At 74.0% G+C, this 19,314-nt stretch carries 16 protein-coding genes; 7 read left to right on the plus strand and 9 right to left on the minus strand.

Translation table 11 applies throughout. The features are described 5' to 3' along the window. Both BU198_RS21335 and BU198_RS21340 read right to left on the minus strand, forming a co-directional pair. On the minus strand, nucleotides 1-1,126 hold a 1,126-nt coding region (locus BU198_RS21335), incomplete at its 3' end, for an FtsX-like permease family protein (RefSeq protein WP_188298464.1). 73 nt (nucleotides 1,127-1,199) lie between these two features. Continuing rightward, on the minus strand, nucleotides 1,200-1,889 hold the full coding sequence (locus BU198_RS21340) for an ABC transporter ATP-binding protein (RefSeq protein ID WP_188298465.1): 690 nt from the start codon (nucleotides 1,887-1,889) through the stop codon (nucleotides 1,200-1,202). A gap of 208 nt (nucleotides 1,890-2,097) precedes the next feature. On the opposite strand from BU198_RS21340, the gene BU198_RS21345 reads away from it, so the two are divergent. Together BU198_RS21345 and BU198_RS21350 are read left to right on the plus strand one after the other, a co-directional pair. Further along, nucleotides 2,098-3,387: a sensor histidine kinase gene (locus tag BU198_RS21345; RefSeq protein WP_317620235.1), complete on the plus strand. Its 1,290-nt coding sequence runs from the start codon at nucleotides 2,098-2,100 to the stop codon at nucleotides 3,385-3,387. After that, nucleotides 3,384-4,070 (plus strand): response regulator transcription factor, encoded by a 687-nt coding sequence (locus BU198_RS21350; protein WP_188298467.1) that lies wholly within the window; start codon nucleotides 3,384-3,386, stop codon nucleotides 4,068-4,070. Before BU198_RS21345 ends, BU198_RS21350 begins: the two co-directional genes overlap by 4 nt. A 109-nt stretch (nucleotides 4,071-4,179) precedes the next feature. On the opposite strand, the gene katG is transcribed toward BU198_RS21350, so the two are convergent. Then, entirely contained in the window at nucleotides 4,180-6,396 is a 2,217-nt protein-coding gene (gene katG, locus BU198_RS21355; protein WP_188298468.1) for a catalase/peroxidase HPI, read from the minus strand. A 288-nt stretch (nucleotides 6,397-6,684) separates the two neighbouring features. On the opposite strand from katG, the gene BU198_RS21360 reads away from it, so the two are divergent. Both BU198_RS21360 and BU198_RS21365 read left to right on the plus strand, forming a co-directional pair. After that, nucleotides 6,685-7,098: a Fur family transcriptional regulator gene (locus BU198_RS21360; RefSeq protein ID WP_188298469.1), complete on the plus strand. Its 414-nt coding sequence runs from the start codon at nucleotides 6,685-6,687 to the stop codon at nucleotides 7,096-7,098. A 99-nt stretch (nucleotides 7,099-7,197) separates the two neighbouring features. Beyond that, nucleotides 7,198-7,818 carry an L-threonylcarbamoyladenylate synthase gene (locus tag BU198_RS21365; protein WP_188298470.1) on the plus strand — a complete coding sequence of 207 codons (621 nt, stop codon included), beginning with the start codon at nucleotides 7,198-7,200 and terminating at the stop codon, nucleotides 7,816-7,818. A 151-nt stretch (nucleotides 7,819-7,969) separates the two neighbouring features. Here the strand turns inward: BU198_RS21365 and BU198_RS21370 are convergent, their stop codons facing one another. Continuing rightward, nucleotides 7,970-10,783: a M4 family metallopeptidase gene (locus BU198_RS21370; RefSeq protein ID WP_188298471.1), complete on the minus strand. Its 2,814-nt coding sequence runs from the start codon at nucleotides 10,781-10,783 to the stop codon at nucleotides 7,970-7,972. Nucleotides 10,784-10,975: 192 nt separating this feature from the next. Continuing rightward, nucleotides 10,976-12,277 (minus strand): cytochrome P450, encoded by a 1,302-nt coding sequence (locus BU198_RS21375; RefSeq protein ID WP_317620236.1) that lies wholly within the window; start codon nucleotides 12,275-12,277, stop codon nucleotides 10,976-10,978. A 35-nt stretch (nucleotides 12,278-12,312) separates the two neighbouring features. Here BU198_RS21375 and BU198_RS21380 point away from each other — a divergent pair, with 35 nt between their 5' ends. Both BU198_RS21380 and BU198_RS21385 read left to right on the plus strand, forming a co-directional pair. Further along, complete coding sequence (locus BU198_RS21380) at nucleotides 12,313-12,543, plus strand: hypothetical protein (RefSeq protein WP_188298472.1); 231 nt, start codon at nucleotides 12,313-12,315, stop codon at nucleotides 12,541-12,543. 143 nt (nucleotides 12,544-12,686) lie between these two features. Continuing rightward, nucleotides 12,687-14,318: a hypothetical protein gene (locus BU198_RS21385; protein WP_188298473.1), complete on the plus strand. Its 1,632-nt coding sequence runs from the start codon at nucleotides 12,687-12,689 to the stop codon at nucleotides 14,316-14,318. A gap of 72 nt (nucleotides 14,319-14,390) precedes the next feature. Here BU198_RS21385 and BU198_RS21390 read toward each other — a convergent pair whose 3' ends face one another. Continuing rightward, entirely contained in the window at nucleotides 14,391-15,227 is an 837-nt protein-coding gene (locus BU198_RS21390; RefSeq protein ID WP_317620237.1) for a helix-turn-helix transcriptional regulator, read from the minus strand. Between the two features lie 71 nt (nucleotides 15,228-15,298). Then, nucleotides 15,299-16,081, minus strand: a complete 783-nt coding sequence (locus BU198_RS21395; RefSeq protein WP_188298475.1) for an SDR family NAD(P)-dependent oxidoreductase — start codon at nucleotides 16,079-16,081, stop codon at nucleotides 15,299-15,301. 30 nt (nucleotides 16,082-16,111) lie between these two features. Here BU198_RS21395 and BU198_RS21400 point away from each other — a divergent pair, with 30 nt between their 5' ends. After that, on the plus strand, nucleotides 16,112-16,960 hold the full coding sequence (locus BU198_RS21400; RefSeq protein WP_317620238.1) for an NADPH-dependent F420 reductase: 849 nt from the start codon (nucleotides 16,112-16,114) through the stop codon (nucleotides 16,958-16,960). 1 nt (nucleotide 16,961) lies between these two features. Here BU198_RS21400 and galK read toward each other — a convergent pair whose 3' ends face one another. Further along, complete coding sequence (gene galK, locus BU198_RS21405) at nucleotides 16,962-18,089, minus strand: galactokinase (RefSeq protein ID WP_188298476.1); 1,128 nt, start codon at nucleotides 18,087-18,089, stop codon at nucleotides 16,962-16,964. A 73-nt stretch (nucleotides 18,090-18,162) separates the two neighbouring features. Beyond that, nucleotides 18,163-19,269: a galactose-1-phosphate uridylyltransferase gene (gene galT, locus BU198_RS21410; protein WP_188298477.1), complete on the minus strand. Its 1,107-nt coding sequence runs from the start codon at nucleotides 19,267-19,269 to the stop codon at nucleotides 18,163-18,165. Nucleotides 19,270-19,314 lie beyond the last annotated feature (45 nt).

Here is a 19,314-nt window from a genome sequence, read left to right on the forward strand (position 1 = left end):
GTCCGGCGCGGGCGGCCGCGGCCCAGGCGACCAGGGCGACGGCGGCCAGTGTGCCGCCCGCCACCGCGACGTCCACCCAGGGGGCGATGCCGGAGGTCGTGGTGCCGTAGAACGAGCCGGTGGTGGCGAGCACCGGGATGGTCAGCGCGTTGCCCGCGGCCACCCCGAGCAGGGTGCCCGCGGTGGCCGGGACCAGCGCCTGGGCGACGTACGCGCGCACCACCTGGGCGGGGGTGCAGCCGAGCGCCTTGAGCACGCCGATCCGCCGGGTGGCGGCGCCGACGGCACCGGCCACCACGTTCCCCGCGACCAGCACCGACATCGCCATGCCGAGCAGGCCGAAGGCGACCATGAAGGGCAGGAACAGCGCCGTGTTGCGGTCCGAGCCCTGCTTGGCGGTGAGCCAGGACTGCGCGCCGGTCAGCGCGCCGGCGGGCGCCGCGGCGACGACGGCGGCCCGGCCGGCGGCCATCGCCTCGGTGCTGCCGGCCTCGCCGAAGCGGTAGAGCATCTCGTAGCCGGGGGTGCTGCCGGGCGGGGCGAGGGCGGCGACGGCCTCCGGGGCCACCCAGGCGTCGGAGGTCCGGCTGACGGAGCGGGCGAAGCCGACGACCTTCAGCGTCGGGCTGCCCGGCAGGCCGGGCAGGCGCAGGGTGCCGCCCGGCTCCCGCGGGATGTCGTGGTACCCGGCCTCGATCACCACCTCGCCCGGCCGCTGCGGCCAACTCCCCTGGAGCAGGGTGAGGTCGTCGACCCCGGCGGCGGCCGCGGCGCGGCCGGTGACGGTCATCGGCGACATCGTCACCCCGGGTGGCAGGTCCAGGCCGGGCCCGGGCCCCGGGTCGACGGTGACGGTGCGGTACGGCCCCGCGGTGGCCGTCACTCCGGCGGCGTGCGCGGTGGCGGCGAGCTGCGCGGCGTCCGTCCGGGTGCCGTCGAAGCGCGCGGTGAGGTGGGCGCCGTGCTGGCCGTCGAAGGCCCGGTCGAAGGGGGCCTGGGAGGCCACCAGCAGAGAGCCGCCGAGGACGGAGCAGGTGGTGGCCACCAGCGCGGCCAGCCCGACGGCGGCGGACTGCGTCCGGCGCCTGCGGACGCCCGCGCGCACCACCCTTCCGAGGGCACTCATGCGCCCACCTCGCTACGCTCGGCAGGCGCTTCGCGCAACGCGCACCTCCCGATGATGAGCTCACTCCGCTCACTCATGCCGCCACCGCCGAGTCCGCCTCGACCCGGCCGTCCCGCATCCGGACGGTGCGGGTGGCGCAGTCCCCGGCCAGTGCCAGGTCGTGGGTGACGATCAGGATGGTCTGCCCGTCCTCGTGCAGCTCCCGGAACAGTTCCTTGACGTCCTCGCCCGAGGCCGAGTCCAGCGCACCGGTCGGTTCGTCGGCCAGCAGTACGGTCGGCCGGTTCATCAACGCCCTTGCCACCGCGACGCGTTGGCGCTCGCCGCCGGAGAGCCGGCCCGGGTGGGCGCGGGCGTGCCGGTCGATGCCGAGCGCTTCCAGCAGCTCGGCGGCCCGGCGCCGGGCCTCGGCGCGCGGCACCCCGGCCAGCTCGCCGGCCATCACCACGTTGTCGGCCACGGTGAGGTCGTCCAGCAGGTTGAAGAACTGGAACACCATGCCGATCGTGCCGCGCCGGTAGCGGGCCGAGGCCGCCTCGCCCAGCCGGTCCACCCGTACCCCGGCGACGGTGACCGTCCCGGCGCTCGGCCGGTCCAGCCCGGCCACCAGGTTCAGCAGGGTGGACTTCCCGCTGCCGGACGGGCCGAGCACGGCCACGCACTCCCCCGCCCGCACGCTCAGCGTGACCCCGTCCAGCGCCGCCCCGGCCCCCTCGTAGTGCCGGCTCACCCCGCTCAGTCCGATCACCGGATCGCTGCTCATTTCCCCGCTCCTCGTCGTTGCCCGCCTGATGACGAGGACGAAGGTACGAGCGGGCCGCCCGGGCCCGCGTCCGCCGCCCGCGGCAGGTTCCGTACCTCGCCGGGCGGACGTCCGCCGGCGTCATCCTTCCGGTGTAGTCGAGGGATGTACCCGCTTCCCGCCGCCCGCGGGGCTGTCCCGCGGGGCCCCTGGCCCGCACAATGTCCCGGTGATCAACCATCCGACGGTGCGACGGCTGTGGGCGGCGGTCCGCCCGGCCGGCGGCCCCGGCGCCGCGCCACCGCCCCGGCCGACCCGGCGCGGCCGGGCCTTCGACCTGTCCCTGGCCCTCTTCCTCGCGCTCACCAGCGGGCGCTACGCGACCATCGCGGAGAATCCGGGCCACCCGGGCCGGCACGGGCTGTTGCTGTTGCTGGTGCCGCTCGTCCCGCTGCCGCTGGTGCTGCGCCGCCACTACCCGCTGGCGGTGCTGTGGGCGGTGCTGCCGGCCGCCCTGCTGGTGCGGCACGCGTCCGAGGACATCGCGTACTCGGCGGGCGTGGCGGTGGTCGTCGCCGCGTACAGCGCCGCCGCGTACGGGCGCCGGCCGGGGGCCGTACTGCTGAGCCTGCCGGCGGCGACCGCCGCCCTGGTGGTGCTGTTCGGCGAGGCCAAGCTGCCGCACTTCCCCAACGGGGTGATCGCCGTCCTGCTGCTGGTGCCGGTGCTCGCGGTCGCCTACGAACTGCGGATGTGGCGCCGCCGGGTGGAGGAGGGGCGGGAGCGTCTCTCCGCCCTGGAGCGCGAGCAGCTGGCCGCGCTGCACCGCGCGGTGGAGCTCGAACGGGCCCGGATCGCCCGGGAGTTGCACGACATCGTCACGCACAACGTGAGCATGATGACGATCCAGGCCGGGGCGGCCCGCAAGATCCTGGACACCGCTCCGGACAAGGCCCGCGAGGCGATGGCCGCGGTGGAGTCCGGCGGCCGTGCGGCGATGACCGAACTGCGGCAGGTGATGGGCCTGTTGACCATCGACTCGGGGACCATCGGCTCAGGGGGCATCGGCTCAGGGACCGGCGGCGCGGCGGGCGACACGGACCCGGCGGCCGCAGCCGACCTCAGCCCGCAGCCCGGCCTCGGCCGCCTCGGCGCCCTGGTCGAGGGCGTCCGGCAGGCCGGACTGCCGGTCGAGCTGACCGTCCGCGGCGAGCGCAGGACCGTCCCGCCCGGGGTCGAACTGGCCGCCTACCGGGTCGTCCAGGAGGCGCTCACCAACACCGTCAAACACGCGGGCGGCGCCGACGCCGCGGTCACCGTCGAGTACGCGCCCGGCCGGCTCCTGGTGGAGGTCACCGACACCGGCGGCCGCCCCACCGGCGCGGCCGCCAGCGGCAACGGACGCGGCCTGCTCGGCCTGCGCGAACGCCTCGCCGTCTACGGCGGCACCCTGCACACCGGCCCCCGGCCGCGCGGCGGCTACCGCGTCACGGCCCGTCTCCCCCTGGAGGACTCTTGAACAGCTTGCGGGTGGTGGTCGCCGACGACCAGGCCCTGGTCCGCACCGGGTTCCGGCTGATCCTGGAGTCGGAGGGCATCGAGGTGGTGGCCGAGGCCGAGGACGGCGAGCAGGCCGTCGCGGCCGTCCGGCGCTGCCGGCCGGACGTGGTGCTGATGGACATCCGGATGCCCGGCCTGGACGGGCTGGAGGCCACCCGCCGGATCCTGGCGGACGGCGCGCAGGAGCCGCCACGGGTCATCATGCTGACCACCTTCGACCTCGACCGCTACGTCTACGCGGCGATGGCGGCCGGGGCCAGCGGCTTCCTGCTGAAGGACGTCACCCCGGAGCACCTGGCGGCGGCCGTCCGGCTGGTCCGCACCGGGGACGCGCTGCTCGCCCCCGCGATCACCCGCCGCCTGGTCGAGCGCTTCGCCCGCCCGGACGACCCGGCCGGTGCCGCGCTCGCCCCGCACCGCGAGCTGGGCACGCTCACCCCGCGCGAGCTGGAGGTGACGGCGCTGCTCGCCCGCGGCCTCAGCAACGCCGAACTGGCCCGCGGGCTACAGCTCTCCGAGGCGACGGTGAAGACGCACGTGGCCCGGATCCTCGGCAAGCTGGGCCTGCGGGACCGGGCCCAGGTGGTGGTCGCGGCGTACGAGACCGGGCTGGTGAGCGTGGGCTCCCCCGAGGGCCGGTAGCCCCCGGCGGGAGCGCGACGGGAACACTGCGGCGACCACGGCGGCGACCACGGAACGGCGGGAGCCCGGGGGTCGGCGCCCCCGGGCTCCCGCCGCCAGCCGCCCGGGATCAGGCGAGGTCGAAGCGGTCCGCGTTCATGACCTTGGCCCAGGCCGCGACGAAGTCCTCGACGAACTTCTCCTTGGCGTCGTCGCCCGCGTACACCTCGGCGACGGCCCGCAGTTCGGCGTTCGAGCCGAAGACCAGGTCGGCACGGGTGCCGGTCCACCGGACCCGGCCCGAGCCGTCCCGGCCCTCGAAGGTGTGCGCGTCCTCCGAGGTGGCCTTCCAACTGGTGTCCAGGTCCAGCAGGTTGACGAAGTAGTCGTTCGTCAGCACGCCCGGGGTCCCGGTGAGCACACCGTGCTTCGACCGGCCGTGGTTGGCGCCCAGCACCCGCAGGCCGCCGACCAGCACGGTCAGTTCGGGCGCGCTGACACCCAGCAGGTTGGCCTTGTCGAGCAGCAGGTACTCGGCCGGCAGCCGGTTGCCCTTGCCGACCCAGTTGCGGAAGCCGTCCGCCTTGGGCTCCATGGCGGCGAAGGACTCGGTGTCGGTCAGCTCCTGCGACGCGTCCACCCGGCCGGGCGCGAACGGCACCTCGACGGCCAGGCCGGCCGCCTTGGCGGCCTGCTCGACGCCGACGCCGCCGGCCAGCACCACCAGGTCGGCGAGCGAGACCTGCTTGCCGCCGCCCTGCGCGTTGAACTCCTGCTGCACGCCCTCCAGCGCGCGCAGCACCGAGGCCAGCCGGTCGGGTTCGTTGACCTCCCAGCCGATCTGCGGCTGGAGCCGGATGCGTCCGCCGTTGGCGCCGCCGCGCTTGTCGCTGGAGCGGAACGAGGAGGCCGCCGCCCAGGCGGTGGAGACCAGGTCGGACACCGGGAGGCCGGTGGCGGTGATCCGGCGCTTGAGGTCGGCGACGTCGGCCGCGCCGATCTGCTGGTACGTGGCCTCCGGAAGCGGGTCCTGCCAGAGCAGGTGCTCGCCGGGGACCTCCGGGCCGAGGTAGCGGACGACCGGGCCCATGTCGCGGTGGGTCAGCTTGTACCAGGCGCGGGCGAAGGCGTCGGCGAACTCCTCCGGGTTTTCCAGGAAGCGCCGGGAGATCGGCTCGTAGACCGGGTCGAGGCGCAGCGACAGGTCGGTGGTGAGCATGATCGGCACGTGCCGCTTGCCCGGGTCGTGCGCGTCCGGGACGGTGCCCTCGCCGCCGCCGTCCTTGGGCTTCCACTGGTGCGCGCCGGCCGGGCTCTTGGTGAGCTCCCACTCGTAGCCGAACAGCGTCTCGAAGAAGCTGTTGTCCCAGGTGATCGGGGTGGGCGTCCAGGTGCCCTCCAGACCGCTGGTGATGGCGTCGCCGCCGACGCCGGTGCCGAAGGCGCTCTTCCAGCCGAGGCCCTGCTGCTCGATCGGGGCGTCCTCGGGGGCCGGGCCGACGTTGTCGGCGGGGCCGGCGCCGTGGGTCTTGCCGAAGGTGTGGCCGCCGGCGATCAGCGCGACGGTCTCCTCGTCGTTCATCGCCATCCGGTAGAAGGTCTCGCGGATGTCGCGGGCGGCGGCGATCGGGTCCGGGTTGCCGTTCGGGCCCTCGGGGTTGACGTAGATCAGGCCCATCTGGACGGCGGCCAGCGGGTTCTCCAGCTCGCGGTCGCCGGTGTAGCGCTCGTCGCCGAGCCAGGTGGTCTCCGGGCCCCAGTAGACGTCCTCGTCCGGCTCCCACTCGTCGACCCGGCCGCCGCCGAAGCCGAAGGTCCGGAAGCCCATGCCCTCCAGGGCCACGTTCCCGGACAGGACGATCAGGTCGGCCCAGGACAGGGCGCGCCCGTACTTCTTCTTCACCGGCCACAGCAGGCGGCGGGCCTTGTCCAGGCTGGCGTTGTCGGGCCAGCTGTTCAGCGGGGCGAAGCGCTGCTGGCCGCCGCCGGCGCCGCCGCGGCCGTCGCTGATCCGGTAGGTGCCGGCGCTGTGCCAGGCCATCCGGATGATGAAGGGGCCGTAGTAGCCGAAGTCGGCCGGCCACCAGTCCTTCGAGGTGGAGAGGGCCTCCTGGATGTCCCGCTTGACGGCCGGGAGGTCGAGGGCCCGGAAGGCCTCGGCGTAGTCGAAGTCCGCACCGAGCGGATTGGCCACGGCGGGGTTCTTCGCGAGGATCTTCAGATTGAGCCGTTCCGGCCACCACTGGCGGTTCCCGCCGCCCTGGGTGGGGTGCGGCGCCCGCCCGTGGTTCACCGGGCAACCTTCCGCGCTCGCCTCTACGCCGGTTGCATCGTGGATGTCAGACATGGGAATCCTTCCCTCACAAGGCGGATCACGGTGTCTTCACTGCTACCTACGGCACCTACTGCTGCTGTCTGGTCCTGGCGCGCCACGTGTTGCCACGCTTGCCGCCGCGTACGGCGGTGACGGGAGTCACGTGCTGCTGCCACCCAGGCTAGCGCCGGAGCCGATCCTACGATGGACGGAATCCAAGTCAAGAAAGACACCAAAGCCATATCCGATCGGGATTCGGAAGGCACCGGATGTGCATTGGTAAACTCCGGTCCACTACTTGACCTGAATAGGTGAACCGATATGAGTGACCTGCTGGAGCGGCTGCGCGGGCGTGGCTGGCGCCTCACCTCCCAGCGGCGTGTCGTGGCCGAGGTCCTGGACGGCGAGCACGTGCACCTGACCGCCGACGAGGTGCACGCCCGGGCGGCCGAGCGCCTGCCGGAGATCTCCCGGGCGACGGTCTACAACACGCTCGGTGAACTGGTCACCCTGGGTGAGGTCATCGAGGTGTCCACCGACGGGCGCGCCAAGCGGTACGACCCGAACGCGCACCACCCGCACCAGCACCTGATCTGCACCGGCTGCGGCGCGATCCGCGACGTCCACCCGCGCGGCAATCCGCTGGCCGACCTGCCGGACGAGCAGCGCTTCGGGTTCGCGGTGGCCCAGGCGGAGGTCACCTACCGGGGGCTCTGCCCGGACTGCGCGGGCTGATCACGGGCTGATCACGGGCGCCCCGCACGGAGTGCTCGACGGGCGCGGCGTGCTCGACGGCTGCACCGATCGGGGGCGGGCATCCCGTAGGGTCGGCCAATGGCGAAGTACTTCGACGTTCACCCAGAATCCCCCCAGCCCCGCACCATCGGCACCGTGGTCGCCGGCCTGCGCTCCGGAGACCTCATCGCGTACCCGACCGACTCCTGTTTCGCCCTGGGCTGTCAGCTGGACAACCGCGACGCCCTCGACCGGATCCGGTCGATCCGGCGTCTCGACGAACGCCACCACTTCACCCTGATGTGCATGGACTTCGCCCAGTTGGGCCAGTTCGTCCACATCGACAACAACGTCTTCCGCGCCGTCAAGGCGGCGACGCCGGGCAGCTACACCTTCATCCTCCCCGCCACCAAGGAGGTCCCCCGCCGTCTGCTGCACCCGAAGAAGAAGACGGTGGGGGTCCGGATCCCCGACCACGCCGTCACCAGGGCCCTGCTCGCCGAACTCGGCGAGCCCATGGTCTCCAGCACCCTGCTCCTCCCCGGTGAGGACGAGCCGCTGACCCAGGGGTGGGAGATCAAGGAGCGGCTCGACCACGTGCTGGACACCGTGGTGGACTCGGGCGACTGCGGCACAGTCCCGACGACGGTCGTCGACTTCTCCAGCGGCGAGGCGGAGATCGTCCGTCGCGGGGCCGGCGACCCCGCGCGCTTCGAGTGACGGACCGGGCCTGCCCGAAGGGCCGCCTCAACCCCACTGGCCTGGAAGCGACTTGAGCCCTTTCCGGAAGCCGGGGACCAGGCGCTGAGGCAGCCGGCCCGGCACCGGCGCGACGCCGGGCCGGGCGGGCCGGCCGCCGGCCACGGCCGGATCAGCAGGAGCCCGCCGGGCGGGCGCGGGTCACCAGGTCGGTGCGGCCGGAGGTGGCGTCCAGCCAGACCACGCCCTTGCCCTGGTCCGCGGCGGCGGCCAGCAGCTGGCTGCCCCGGTTGCAGGAGACCCGTACCGGAGTGCCGCCGGTGAGCGGCAGCTGGTACAGCTTGGGGAGCGCGGCGTTCGACCAGCCGCCGCTCGGCTTGGGGCTGCGGGTCAGGAAGGTGACCGCCTGGTCGGAGGCGGTGAGTTCGATGTCCGCCGGGGTGTACGTCGAGCCCGCGGGCAGGAGGTCGGTCGCGCCGGAGCCGTCCACCGCGCCGGAGCGGATGCTCGCCGTCCGGGTGTCGTCGGCCGGGAGCGACAGCCAGAGCAACCGGCCGCCCGCGAGCCGCGGGGACACGAGGAACGGCGCGGCGCCGCCCTTCGGGGTGCTCACCGGGTACTGCGCGCTGACCTTGCCGGTGGCGAGGGAGAAGACCGTCGGGGCCTGGACGGCCGCCTCGCCGGTCGTCCAGGACTCGATCCAGCCGAGCCGGCCGTCCCTGAACGTGAGGCCGTCGACGGAGTGCCCCTCGGGCAGCGGGAGGTCCACCAGCGGGGCGCCGTCGCGGGAGAGGACGACCCGGTCCACGCCGGTCCTGCCGTCGCGCACCAGGAAGGCGATGTCCCCGCCGGATATCTGCACGCTCGTGGGCGACTGGCTGGACGAGCGGAACAGGCTGCGGACCGGCCCGCCGGACAGCGGGCTGCTCAGCACCTCCGTCCCCCACGTGCCGGTGGCGTCGGGCCCGATGGCCAGCCAGGCGGCGGACTTGCCGTCGGTGGCGGCCCAGCTGTGCATCCGCCCGTCGTCCGGGCTGAGCCGGGTCGGGGTGCCGGGGGCGGTGGTGGAGCCGGTGTACAGGGCGGCCGTCCTCTCGCCGTTCCTGTCCTCGGTGCTGCCCATCACCCAGTGGCCGCCGGCCACGGCCGGTCCGGTCAGGGCGGTGGCGTCGCGCAGCAGCGGGCGGCTGTCCGTCGCGATCCGGTTCTGCCAGCCGGCCTTGATCCCGTGCGCGTCGAACACCGCCGCCACCTTGCGCAGTTCGGCCTTGCCGAGCTTGAGCGCCTGGCCGGCGGCGAGCACCGCGTTGCGTCCGGCGACGAAGTCGTCCAGCGGGGTGAGGTACTCGGTGAGCGTGCGGTAGACCAGCTTGTCGGCGGTGAGCGGGTCGAGGGTGCGCCGGATGTCCCACAGCGCGCCGCTGAAGATGGTGGAGTTGAGGTGCACGCCGCCGTTGTCCAGGTCGGGCCCGGTGCCGAGGTAGTCGTCCACGGTGGTGCGGCGGTCGTCCAGCCGGCGGTTGGCGCAGGCCTCCGGGGTGCCGGTGCGGCAGAGCGCCTCGCCCATCAGCGGGGCCCGCGGATCGTTCATCGGGATGCCGTGGGCGGTCACGTCGATGGCGTTGCCGAAGTAGTCGGCGATCCCCTCGTTCATCGCGCCGGACTGCCCGGCGTTGACCAGGTTGGCGGTGTGCTGGATGACGCCGTGCGTCATCTCGTGACCGGCCACGTCGAGCGCCGCGGAGAACGGGAGGTGCTGGTCGTCGCCGTTGCCGTAGATCATCTTCTGCCCGTCCCAGGCGGCGTTCGGGAAGGGCTTGCCGTCGTGGCTCGCATTGGCCACGGAGACGATCGGGCCGCCCTTGCCGTCCAGGCTGTCCCGGCCGAGCCGGCTGCGGTAGAAGTCGTAGACGGCGGCGGCGTTGACGTGGGCGTCGGTGGCGCCGCCGGCGCCGGTCGAGGCCGGGAAGTCCGGGCCCGAGGAGGCGACCGGCAGACTGCCCTCGGGCAGCCCGCCCAGGTACTGGTAGAACTCCTGCCCGGCCGCGTCGTACGTGCTGATGGTGGTGGGCCTGGTGAGGTCGACGAGCCGGTAACTCCCGTCCGGCTGACGGGCGATGTTCACCGGGACGGTACCGCCGCGGAGGTCGGGGGCGGTACCGGTGGCGGGCTCCTCGGCGGATCCCGAGGGCCCGGCATCGGCGGCGGCAGCGGCAGCGGCAGCGGCAGCGGCAGGAACGGCTGAGGCACCGGCGCCGACCTGGTACGGCGCCGGGGCGTCGTGGGCGAGGGCGACCACGCCGAGTACGGCGTCCACGTAGACCTCGCGGATCAGCGGACCGCCGGTCGCCGGGTCGGTGGTGCGCACGGTGAAGTGCCGGGCGAGCCGCCCGGCGCCGCCCGGCAGGACGACCGGGCCGCGGTCCTCCGCGGTGGCCCCGGCCCGGGTGCGCGGGTCCTTGAGCGAGCCGAGCGCCGCCGCCGGCAGCGCCGCGGCCGGTACGGCGGAGGTGGTCGGCGCGGTCAGTCCGGTGAAGTACTTGCCGCCGGCGGACTCCACCCGCTGATCGGCGCCCTCGCCGACCAGGCGCACCAGGTACTGCCCGCCGAGCACCGGCACACCGCCGTGGTACTGCTGGAACCTGACGGTGTGCCGGCCCTCGGCCGTGCTCTCGACCGCGAGTTCGGTCAGCTGCCCCGGGTCGATCCGGTACCGGTCGACGTGGGCCGCGAGGTGGGCGCGGGCCGCCTCGGCCGGACCGCCGGGCGCCGCCTCGGACAGCCCGGTCACCAACTGCGGGGTGGCGGTGCCCTCGCCCGCCACCAGTCCGGGGACGGGATCGGGATCCGCGGTCGGGCCCGGCGGCGCGGCCAGGGCGGGGGACGCGGTCAGGACGAGCGCCAGCGCCAGGCTCAACGAGGCGGCCGCGCCGAGTGCCCTGGCGGCCGGGCGGGGAGCACGGGAAGGGCGGGAGAGGTGGTGCACTGCGGTCCTCCAGGGAATCGGCAGTGGAGGCAGCGCGCGGGCGCTGCCCTTTCCCCTGGGAACGGGACGGTCTGCGGGACGGGTTCAGCTTCGTGTGCGGTGCACGGCTCGCCGTCGCGGGTGCTGACGGGCCGGCGTGCGGGACCGGGACGCCGATGGTCCGACGGGACACCGGCCACCTCGGAGCGCCCCTCAACGCCAGCGGATGATCAGGGTCTTGAGCCCGTTCTGGAAGTTGGACACCAGCCGCGTCGGCGCCGCGCCCGGCGCGAGCTCCAGGCCGGGCAGCTCGGCGATGACGCGCCGGATCAGGGCTGACATCTGGATCCTGGCCAGCTGTGCGCCCAGGCAGAAGTGCGGGCCGAAGCCGAAGCTGACGTGGTCGTTCGGCGTACGGGTGATGTCCAGGCGGTCCGGGTCGGAGAAGACCGACTCGTCGCGATTGGCGGAGGCGTGGTACACGACCACCTTGTCCCCGCGGCGAATCGGCTGCCCGCCCAGGGCGACGTCCCGTGTGGCCGTGCGCCGGAACTCCAGTACCGGCGGCCAGAACCGCAGCAGCTCGTCCACCGCCGAGGCGGTCAGGTCCGGCCGCCGGTTCAGCAGGCGGTACTGGTCGGCGTGGGTGAGCAGGGAATACAGTCCGCCGGGCACGCCGTTGCGCAGGGTCTCGTTGCCGGCGACTCCGAAGAGGAAGAACATCGTCTCGAACTCGGCCGCGCTCAGCCCGGCTTCGCGCATGCGGGCCACGATGCTGCCGGGCGGCGGATGCTCGGCGAGGGCGTGCGCGTAGGCGAACATGTCCGCCAGCGCGGCGCGCGAACGCGGATTGACGGGACGGCCGTCGGGGGTCGTGAGGGCCTGGGGGCGTCGGGCCACCGCTGCCCGTCCCAGCTCGGTGAGCCCCGACGGGTCCGCGATGCCGGACCCGGCGTAGTCCGGGTCCTGGTACCCGATCACGCGGTTCGACCAGTCGACCAGCAGCTGTCGGTCCTGCTCGGGAACGCCCAGGATCCGGGACAGCGTCCACACGGGCAGATCCGCGGCCAGCGGCACGAAGTCGGCCTCGCCCAACGGGCGCACCTCGGCCACGAGTTCGGCGGCGCGGGCCTCGATGGCGATGGAGAGTTCGCGCAGCGCGGACGGGGAGAAGGCGGCCGTCACCGCACGCCGAAGCCGCGCGTGGTCGGGCGGGTCCTGGTTGAGCATCATCGTGCGGGCGAAGGCCAGGTCGGCCGGGGAGTCGGGGTCGCGGATCTGGGTGGCGCCGAGATGGGAGGAGAAGTCCTCCGGGCTGCGCAGCACGTGCTTCACGTCCGCGTGCCGCAGCACCGCCCAGTACCCGGGCCCGGCCGGCCAGCCGCCGACGGCAGGCTCCTCGACCCGGCAGACGGGGGCGGATTCGCGGAGTTTTCGAAAGAGTTCGTACGGAACGCCGCGGGCGTAGGTGTCCGGAAGGAAGATCTGGTTCACGTACGCCTGATCGAGGGCCACGTGGATGGACGGTACGCCAGGGGCGCCGCGATGTCATGGACGGTGATGAGTTGTTCGAGTTCGGTGGGATGGTCGGTCCGGTCGATTGCCGCCTCGACGGCGAGCCGGAGGGCTGGGCCGGGCCGCCGGCCGGCGATGGCGTGACGGGCCGGGCCCTGCCGGGCCCGGACGGCGTTGCGCGGGTGCGGCCCTGCTCCGGGGAGGAGGACGACGTCGTGCGGGCGTTCGGCGGCCGCCGGAATCGCGAGGCGTGCCCGTACTGCTAGGAATTGCGAGCACGGTCGTCGGGGAAGTGGATAATCTGCACGCGTTCGAAACCTTCGAACGCGTGCTTCTTTTGATGACTTTTGGGGAGAATTCGGTGCGCAATCGCCGACTTGTGGTTCTGGCTGCCCTGGTGGCGGCCGGTGTGGGTGTCACGTCCGGGACGGCCCAGGCGTCGGGGCCCGGGGCGAAGCCCGCCGCGACGACGGCCGGCGGGGCGGCCCCGGCGCAGGAGCTCCAGGGCCGGACGTTCAGCAGCCCGGCCGAGCGGACGGTGGTCACCTCGGAGCCCGGCGCGCAGGCCCCTTCGGGCGCGCAGAGCTCGCAGCACCTCGTGGCCTTCCTGACCGCCATGTCCGCGGGCGCGTACTCGGCGGACCTCCAGTCCTACGTCGGGGTCACCGAGAACGCCACGGTCGACGTCACCGTCGCCTGGGGCGACGGCACCACGGACACGTACTCCTCCGCCGTCTCCTCCGCCGCCTCCGACATGCACCGGGCCAGGCACCAGTACGCCGCCTTGGGCACGTACCAGATCAAGATCACGGCGAAGGACGCGGCGAACGGCATCGAGGCCGTGAACCAGATCGACTTCGTCACCGCGGGCTCCGAGTTCACCCCGCACGCGCCCACCCGGCTGCTGGACACCCGCTCGGGCATCGGCGCCCCCGCGGCCAAGGTGCCCGCGCGCGGCACGGTGGCCCTGAAGATCGCCGGCAACGCCGGGATCCCGGCGAACGCCACCTCGGTGGCGCTCAACGTCACCGTCACCAACACCACGGGCGGCGGCCACGTCTCGGCGGCCTCCCAGAAGGACCTCGCCCAGAGCACCGAGACCTCGAACCTGAACTACGACGCCGGCCAGACCGTGCCGAACCTGGTGGTCTCGTACATCGGCGCCGACGGGTACGTCTACCTGTTCAACGGCGGCTGGCAGCCGGTGGACCTGCTCGCGGACGTGACCGGGTACTTCGCGCCCGTCACCGCCGGCGGCTACAAGTCGGTGACGCAGACCCGCGTCGTCGACACCCGCGAGGGCCTCGGCACCGCCAGGGGCCCGGTCGCCGGGCAGAGCGGGTTCGACGTCACCGTCGCCGGCCGCAGCGGCGTTCCGGCCGGCGCCACCGCCGTCGCGCTCAACCTGACGGTCACCAACCCGCAGGAGGCCGGCCACCTGATCGCCTACCCGAGCGGCCAGGCGGTGCCGACCACCTCCAGCGTCAACTTCGTCGCCGGCCAGACGGTCGCCAACGCCGTCATCGTGCCGGTCGGCGCGGACGGCCGGATCTCCATCCGCAACGGCAGCTGGCAGCCGGCCGACGTGGTGCTCGACGTCGTCGGCTACTACACCCCCGACAGCCGCTCCGCCTTCGTGCCCGCCCGGGTGCCGCTGCGGCTCGTCGACAGCCGCAAGAACAGCTGGAACCGTCCGGCCGGCCCGCTGCACGGCCGCGACTTCTTCGCGATGCGGCTTGAGGCCGACACCACCGAGCCCAAGGTCGACGGCTGGGTGCTGAACACCACCGTCACCAACACCGGCGGCCCGGGCTTCCTGTCGGTCACCCCCGACCCGAACTTCTGGTCCGACTACCAGAACGGGACCCAGACCGTCCCGCAGCGCCCGGTCTCCTCGACGCTCAACTGGACGGCCGGCGCCACCGTCGCGAACGTCGCGCAGACCCCCGGCGGCAAGGGCGGCATGATCGACGTCTGGAACCAGGGCTGGCAGGACACCGACTTCATGGTCGACCTGTTCGGCTACTACCAGTCGTTCTGACCGGCCCCCGGCCCTGACCACGGGGGCGGCGCTCCGCGACGGAGCGCCGCCCCCCGTGGCCGTTCCCGGCCGTCAGCCGGTCGCCGCCCAGGAGAGCAGCAGCCGCAGCCCGTCCTCGGAGGGCGAGCCCGGGTCCGCGGTGTAGGTCACCAGTGCCTGCCCGGTGTCGTCGGCGGGCCGGAGGGTGTCGTAGGCGAGGTCGAGGGTGCCGGTCAGGGGGTGCCGGAAGGACTTGCGGCCCGAGGTCTTGTCGGCGACCGGGTGTTCGGCCCACATCCGGTGGAACTCCGGGCTGCCCAGGCAGAGCCGGCCGACGAGCTCGGCGAGCAGCGGGTCGTCGGGGCGGCGGCCCGCCTCCAGGTGGAGGAAGGCGACGTTCTCGCGGGCGCAGGCGGCCCAGTCGGCGTAGAGCTCGCGCGAGGCCGGGTCGAGGAAGGTGATCCGGGCGATGTTGCGGTCCTCGGCGGGCAGGGCGCCGTAGTCGCCGAACAGCGCGACGGCGGCGCGGTTCCAGGCCAGGATGTCCATCCGGTGGCCCATCACCACGGCCGGGGTGTGGTCGAGCTGCTCCAGCAGGTGCAGCAGGGAGGGGCGCGGCTGCTGGCGGGCGGCCGGGCGGCGGGGGCGGGCCGAGGGGCGGGCGAGGCGGTGGAGGTGGCCGGACTCGTCGGGGGCCAGGCGCAGGGCGCGGGCCACCGCGCCGAGGACGGCGTCGGACGGGTTGCCGACCCGGCCCTGTTCCAGGCGGGTGTAGTAGTCGACGCTGACCCCGGCGAGGTGGGCGAGTTCCTCCCGGCGCAGCCCGGCGACCCGGCGGCGGCCGCCGTAGTCGGGGAGGTCGACGTCCTCGGGCCGCAGGCGGGCGCGGCGGGTGCGGAGGAATTCGCTCAGGGCGCTGCTCGGGTTCACGTCCTGGATTGTCACCCGAAAGGGCGCCCCGTGCCTGGTCCTGTCAGGACCAGGCACGGGCGGGAGGGCGCTCAGCCGGTCAGGGACGGGAAGGCCGGGACGAGGCCGCCGTCGATCACGATGTCCTGCCCGGTGATGTACGAGGAGCGGTCGGAGAGCAGGAAGGCCACCGTCTCCGCGACGTCCTCGGCCGTGCCCAGCCGCCCGAGCGGGACGTGGCCGCGGATCGGCTCGTGGTCGGCCGGGTCCGGGACGGCCGCGTGGAACATCTCGGTGACGATGTAGCCGGGGCTGACCGAGTTGACCCGGATGCCGCGTCCGGCGAGTTCGCTGCCGAGGGTGCGGGCGAGGCTGAGGATGGCGGCCTTGGTCGCGGCGTAGACGGCGGCGCCGGGCAGGCCGCGGTGCGGGGTCCAGGAGGCGTTGAGGACCACCGAGCCGCCGCCGGCCGCGTCCAGCAGCGGCAGGGCGTGGCGGACGGTGAAGAACACGCCCTTGAGGTTGGTGGCGACGACCCGGTCGAACTCGGCCTCCGTCACCTCCTCCACCGGCTGGAACCCGGCCACGCCCGCGTTGGCGAAGACGCCGTCGAGCCGGCCGTACCGCTCCCGTACGGTGTCGGCCAGCCGGGCGAGGTCCGCCGGCACGGAGGCGTCGGCGCGGACGGTGAGCAGCCGGTCGCCGGCGTCGAGCCGCGCCGCGGCGCGGGCGAGTCTGGCGTCGTCGCGGCCGGTGACGACGACCCGGGCGCCGGTGTCGAGGAGCCGGCGGGCGGTGGCGAGGCCCATGCCGCTGGTGCCGCCGGTGACGAGGACGGTGGGTTCGTTGGGAGTTCCGGTGGGAGTGCGGTTCATGGCGTCCACCCTCGCGACGGCGCGGGACCGGTGCCAGGCCCGCCCCGACCCCGGGTCCGGGAGGACCACCCTGCGGATCGGGACGGCCGTCCCGCGGATCGTGAGATCCACCCGGCGGTTCGCGAAATCCACCCCGCCGGCCGGGAATCGGGACGATCACCGGGTCGTTGGGCCAAGGCGACGGTCCATTACGGCACTCGCGAAGAGGGGCTTCCCATGAAGATCGGCATCATCGGCGCGGGCAACATCGGCGGGAACCTGACGCGGCGGCTGTCCGCGCTCGGGCACGAGGTGGCGGTGGCCAACTCCCGTGGCCCGGAGACGCTCAAGTCGCTGGTCGAGGAGACCGGGGCGAAGGCCGTGACGGTCTCCGAGGCGGCGGCGGGGGCGCAGGTCGTGGTGGTGACGGTGCCGCTGAAGAGCGTGCCCGACCTGCCCGCCGGGCTGCTGGACGGCGCCGCCGAGGGCGTCGCGGTGATCGACACCGGCAACTACTACCCGAAGGAGCGCGACGGCCGGATCGACGCGATCGAGGACGGCGGGCTCACCGAGAGCCGCTGGACGGAGCAGCACATCGGGCACCGGGTGGTGAAGGTGTTCAACGGCACCTACGCCCAGGACCTGGTGGAGCGCCCGCTCCCGGCGGGCGACCCGGAGCGGCTCGCCGTGCCGGTCGCCTCGGACGACGAGGCGGCCAAGCGGGTGGTCCGGGCGCTGGTCGACGAGCTGGGTTTCGACACCGTGGACGCGGGCGGGATCGACGAGTCCTGGCGCCAGCAGCCGGCCACCCCGGTGTACGGGCTGCGCGCCGGGGCCGAGGCCGTGACCCGGGCGCTCGCGGAGGCGTCCCCGGAGCGCCCGGAGGCCCACAGGGCGTAGCTCACCGGAGCCGGCGCGCACCCTCCCCCGGGACGGCGGTGAGGGTGCGCGGCTCGGCGTACCCGGCCGCGCGGAACGCGGTGGTGACCTCGGCGGCGACGCGCTCGGCCGCGTCCTGGTCCACCAGGGCGATGACCGAGCCGCCGAAGCCGCCGCCGGTCATCCGCGCGCCGTGGGCACCCGCGGCGACGGCCGTCTCGACGGCGAGGTCGGTCTCCGGGCAGGAGACCCGGTAGTCGTCGCGCAGCGAGGCGTGCCCGGCGGTGAGGATCGGGCCGAGGGCCACGAGGTCGCCGGCGTCCAGGAGGGCGACGGCGGCCTCCACCCGGGCGTTCTCGGTGACCACGTGGCGCACCAGCGGCACCAGCTCCGAAGGGAGCCGGGCGAGGGCGTCCGCCAGCCCGGACGGCTGGAGCGAGCGCAGCGCGGGCAGCCCGAGCAGGGCGGCGGCCCGCTCGCAGCCGGCCCGCAGCGCGGCGTAGGCGCCGTCGCCGAGGTCGTGCTTCACCCGGGTGTCCAGGACCAGCAGCGCGAGGCCCGCGCCCGCGAGGTCGACGGGCACCTGCCGCATCGCCAGGTCCCGGCTGTCCAGGAACAGCGCGGCCCCCGGGCGGCAGCACATCGAGGCCATCTGGTCCATGATCCCGCAGGGCACGCCGACGAAGGCGTTCTCGGCCCGCTGCGCCAGCACCGCCAGCTCCGCGGCCGGGAGCCCCAGCCCGTACAGGTCGTTGTACGCGGCGGCGAGGACGCACTCCAGCGCGGCGGAGGAGGAGAGCCCGGCGCCGCTGGGCACGTCGCTGTCCAGCCGGAGGTCCGCCCCGCCGACCTCGTGTCCGGCGTCGCGCAGCGCCCACACCACCCCGGCCGGGTAGCCGGCCCAGCCGGGCACCGAGCCGGGGGCGAGGTCGGCGACCCGCAGCGTGACGGGCTCACGGCCCTGGGCGGACCAGATCCGCAGCAGCCCGTCCTCCCGGCGGGCCGCCTCGGCGCGGACGGTCTGCGGCAGGGCGATCGGCAGGACGAAACCGAGGTTGTAGTCGGTGTGTTCGCCGATCAGGTTCACCCGGCCGGGGGCGGCCCACTCCCCCTCGGCGGGACGGCCGTACAGCTGTTCAAAGGTGTTCATGCGCCCACCTCGCTGCGCTCGGCGGGTGCTTCAGACAACCCGCACCTCTTGATGACGAACTCGCTTCGCTCGTTCATGTGGCGACCTCCCGCAGCCGGCGGGCCGCGTCCTCGGGGGTGACGTCGTTGACGAAGGCGTCCATGCCGGACTCCACGCCGGCCAGGTACTTCAGCTTGTCGGCGGCGCGGCGGATGGTGAACAGCTCCAGGTGCAGGGCGAGTTCGTCCCGCTGTCCGACGGGGGCCTGGTGCCAGGCGGAGATGTACGGGGTGCGACCGCCGCCGAAGAGCCGGTCGAAGCGGCGCAGCAGCTCCAGGTAGAGCACCGGGAACTCGTCCCGCTGCCCGGCGTCCAGGGCGGTCAGGTCGGGCACCCGGCGGTGCGGGTAGAGGTGCACCTCGTACGGCCAGCGGGCGGCGAAGGGGACGAAGGCGGTCCAGTGCGTCCCGGCGAGGACGACGCGGTCGCCGTGGGCGCGTTCGGCGGCGAGCAGGTCGTCGAAGAGGTTGCGGCCGGTGGCGGCACGGTGCTCGGCGGCGCGGGCGGCCGTCCTGGCGGTGCGCGGGGTGGTGAACGGGAAGGCGTAGATCTGGCCGTGCGGGTGGGCCAGGGTGACGCCGATCTCGGCGCCCCGGTTCTCGAAGCAGTAGACCTGCCGCACGCCGGGCAGCGCGGAGAGTTCGGCGGTGCGGTCGGTCCAGGCGTCCAGGACCAGCCGGGCGCGTTCGGGGGTGAGGTCGGCGAAGGAGGCCTCGTGGTCGGCGGTGAAGCAGACCACCTCGCAGCGCCCGGCGCCGGGGCCGCTGGTCCACGGGCCGTCGGCCGCCGGGACGGGCTCCGCGGGCGGGCCGGCCAGCGAGGGGAAGCGGTTCTCGAAGACGGCCACCTGGTAGTCATCGGCCGGGATCTCGCTGAGCCGTCCGTCCTTGGACGGGCAGAGCGGGCACTCCTCGGCCGGCGGCCGGTAGGTGCGCGCCTGGCGGTGGGCCGCGATGGTGACCCAGTCGCCGGTGACCGGGTCCAGCCGGACCTCGGAGCCGGGGACCTGCGGGTCCAGCGGCCGTTCGTCCACGGCGCCCCGGGGGGCGGCGGCGCCGTCGTCGTAGTAGATCAGCTGCCGACCGTCCGCGAGGGTGGTCACGGTCCTGACGGTGGGCTGGGTCAGGGACGTACCGGGCATGGCCCTTCTTCCTCTGAGTGAAGCCATTGGAATCAACAGAAAGCT

The organism is Streptomyces sp. CBMA156 (assembly GCF_014596515.1).
Classification (GTDB): domain Bacteria; phylum Actinomycetota; class Actinomycetes; order Streptomycetales; family Streptomycetaceae; genus Kitasatospora.

Coding starts and splice junctions, on each gene's coding strand:
- BU198_RS21340 (WP_188298465.1), bottom strand. CDS start 1,889: ATGAGCAGCGATCCGGTGATCGGACTGAGCGGGGTGAGCCGGCACTAC.
- katG (WP_188298468.1), bottom strand. CDS start 6,396: ATGTCTGACATCCACGATGCAACCGGCGTAGAGGCGAGCGCGGAAGGT.
- BU198_RS21360 (WP_188298469.1), top strand. CDS start 6,685: ATGAGTGACCTGCTGGAGCGGCTGCGCGGGCGTGGCTGGCGCCTCACC.
- BU198_RS21365 (WP_188298470.1), top strand. CDS start 7,198: ATGGCGAAGTACTTCGACGTTCACCCAGAATCCCCCCAGCCCCGCACC.
- BU198_RS21380 (WP_188298472.1), top strand. CDS start 12,313: ATGGACGGTGATGAGTTGTTCGAGTTCGGTGGGATGGTCGGTCCGGTC.
- BU198_RS21395 (WP_188298475.1), bottom strand. CDS start 16,081: ATGAACCGCACTCCCACCGGAACTCCCAACGAACCCACCGTCCTCGTC.
- galK (WP_188298476.1), bottom strand. CDS start 18,089: ATGAACACCTTTGAACAGCTGTACGGCCGTCCCGCCGAGGGGGAGTGG.
- galT (WP_188298477.1), bottom strand. CDS start 19,269: ATGCCCGGTACGTCCCTGACCCAGCCCACCGTCAGGACCGTGACCACC.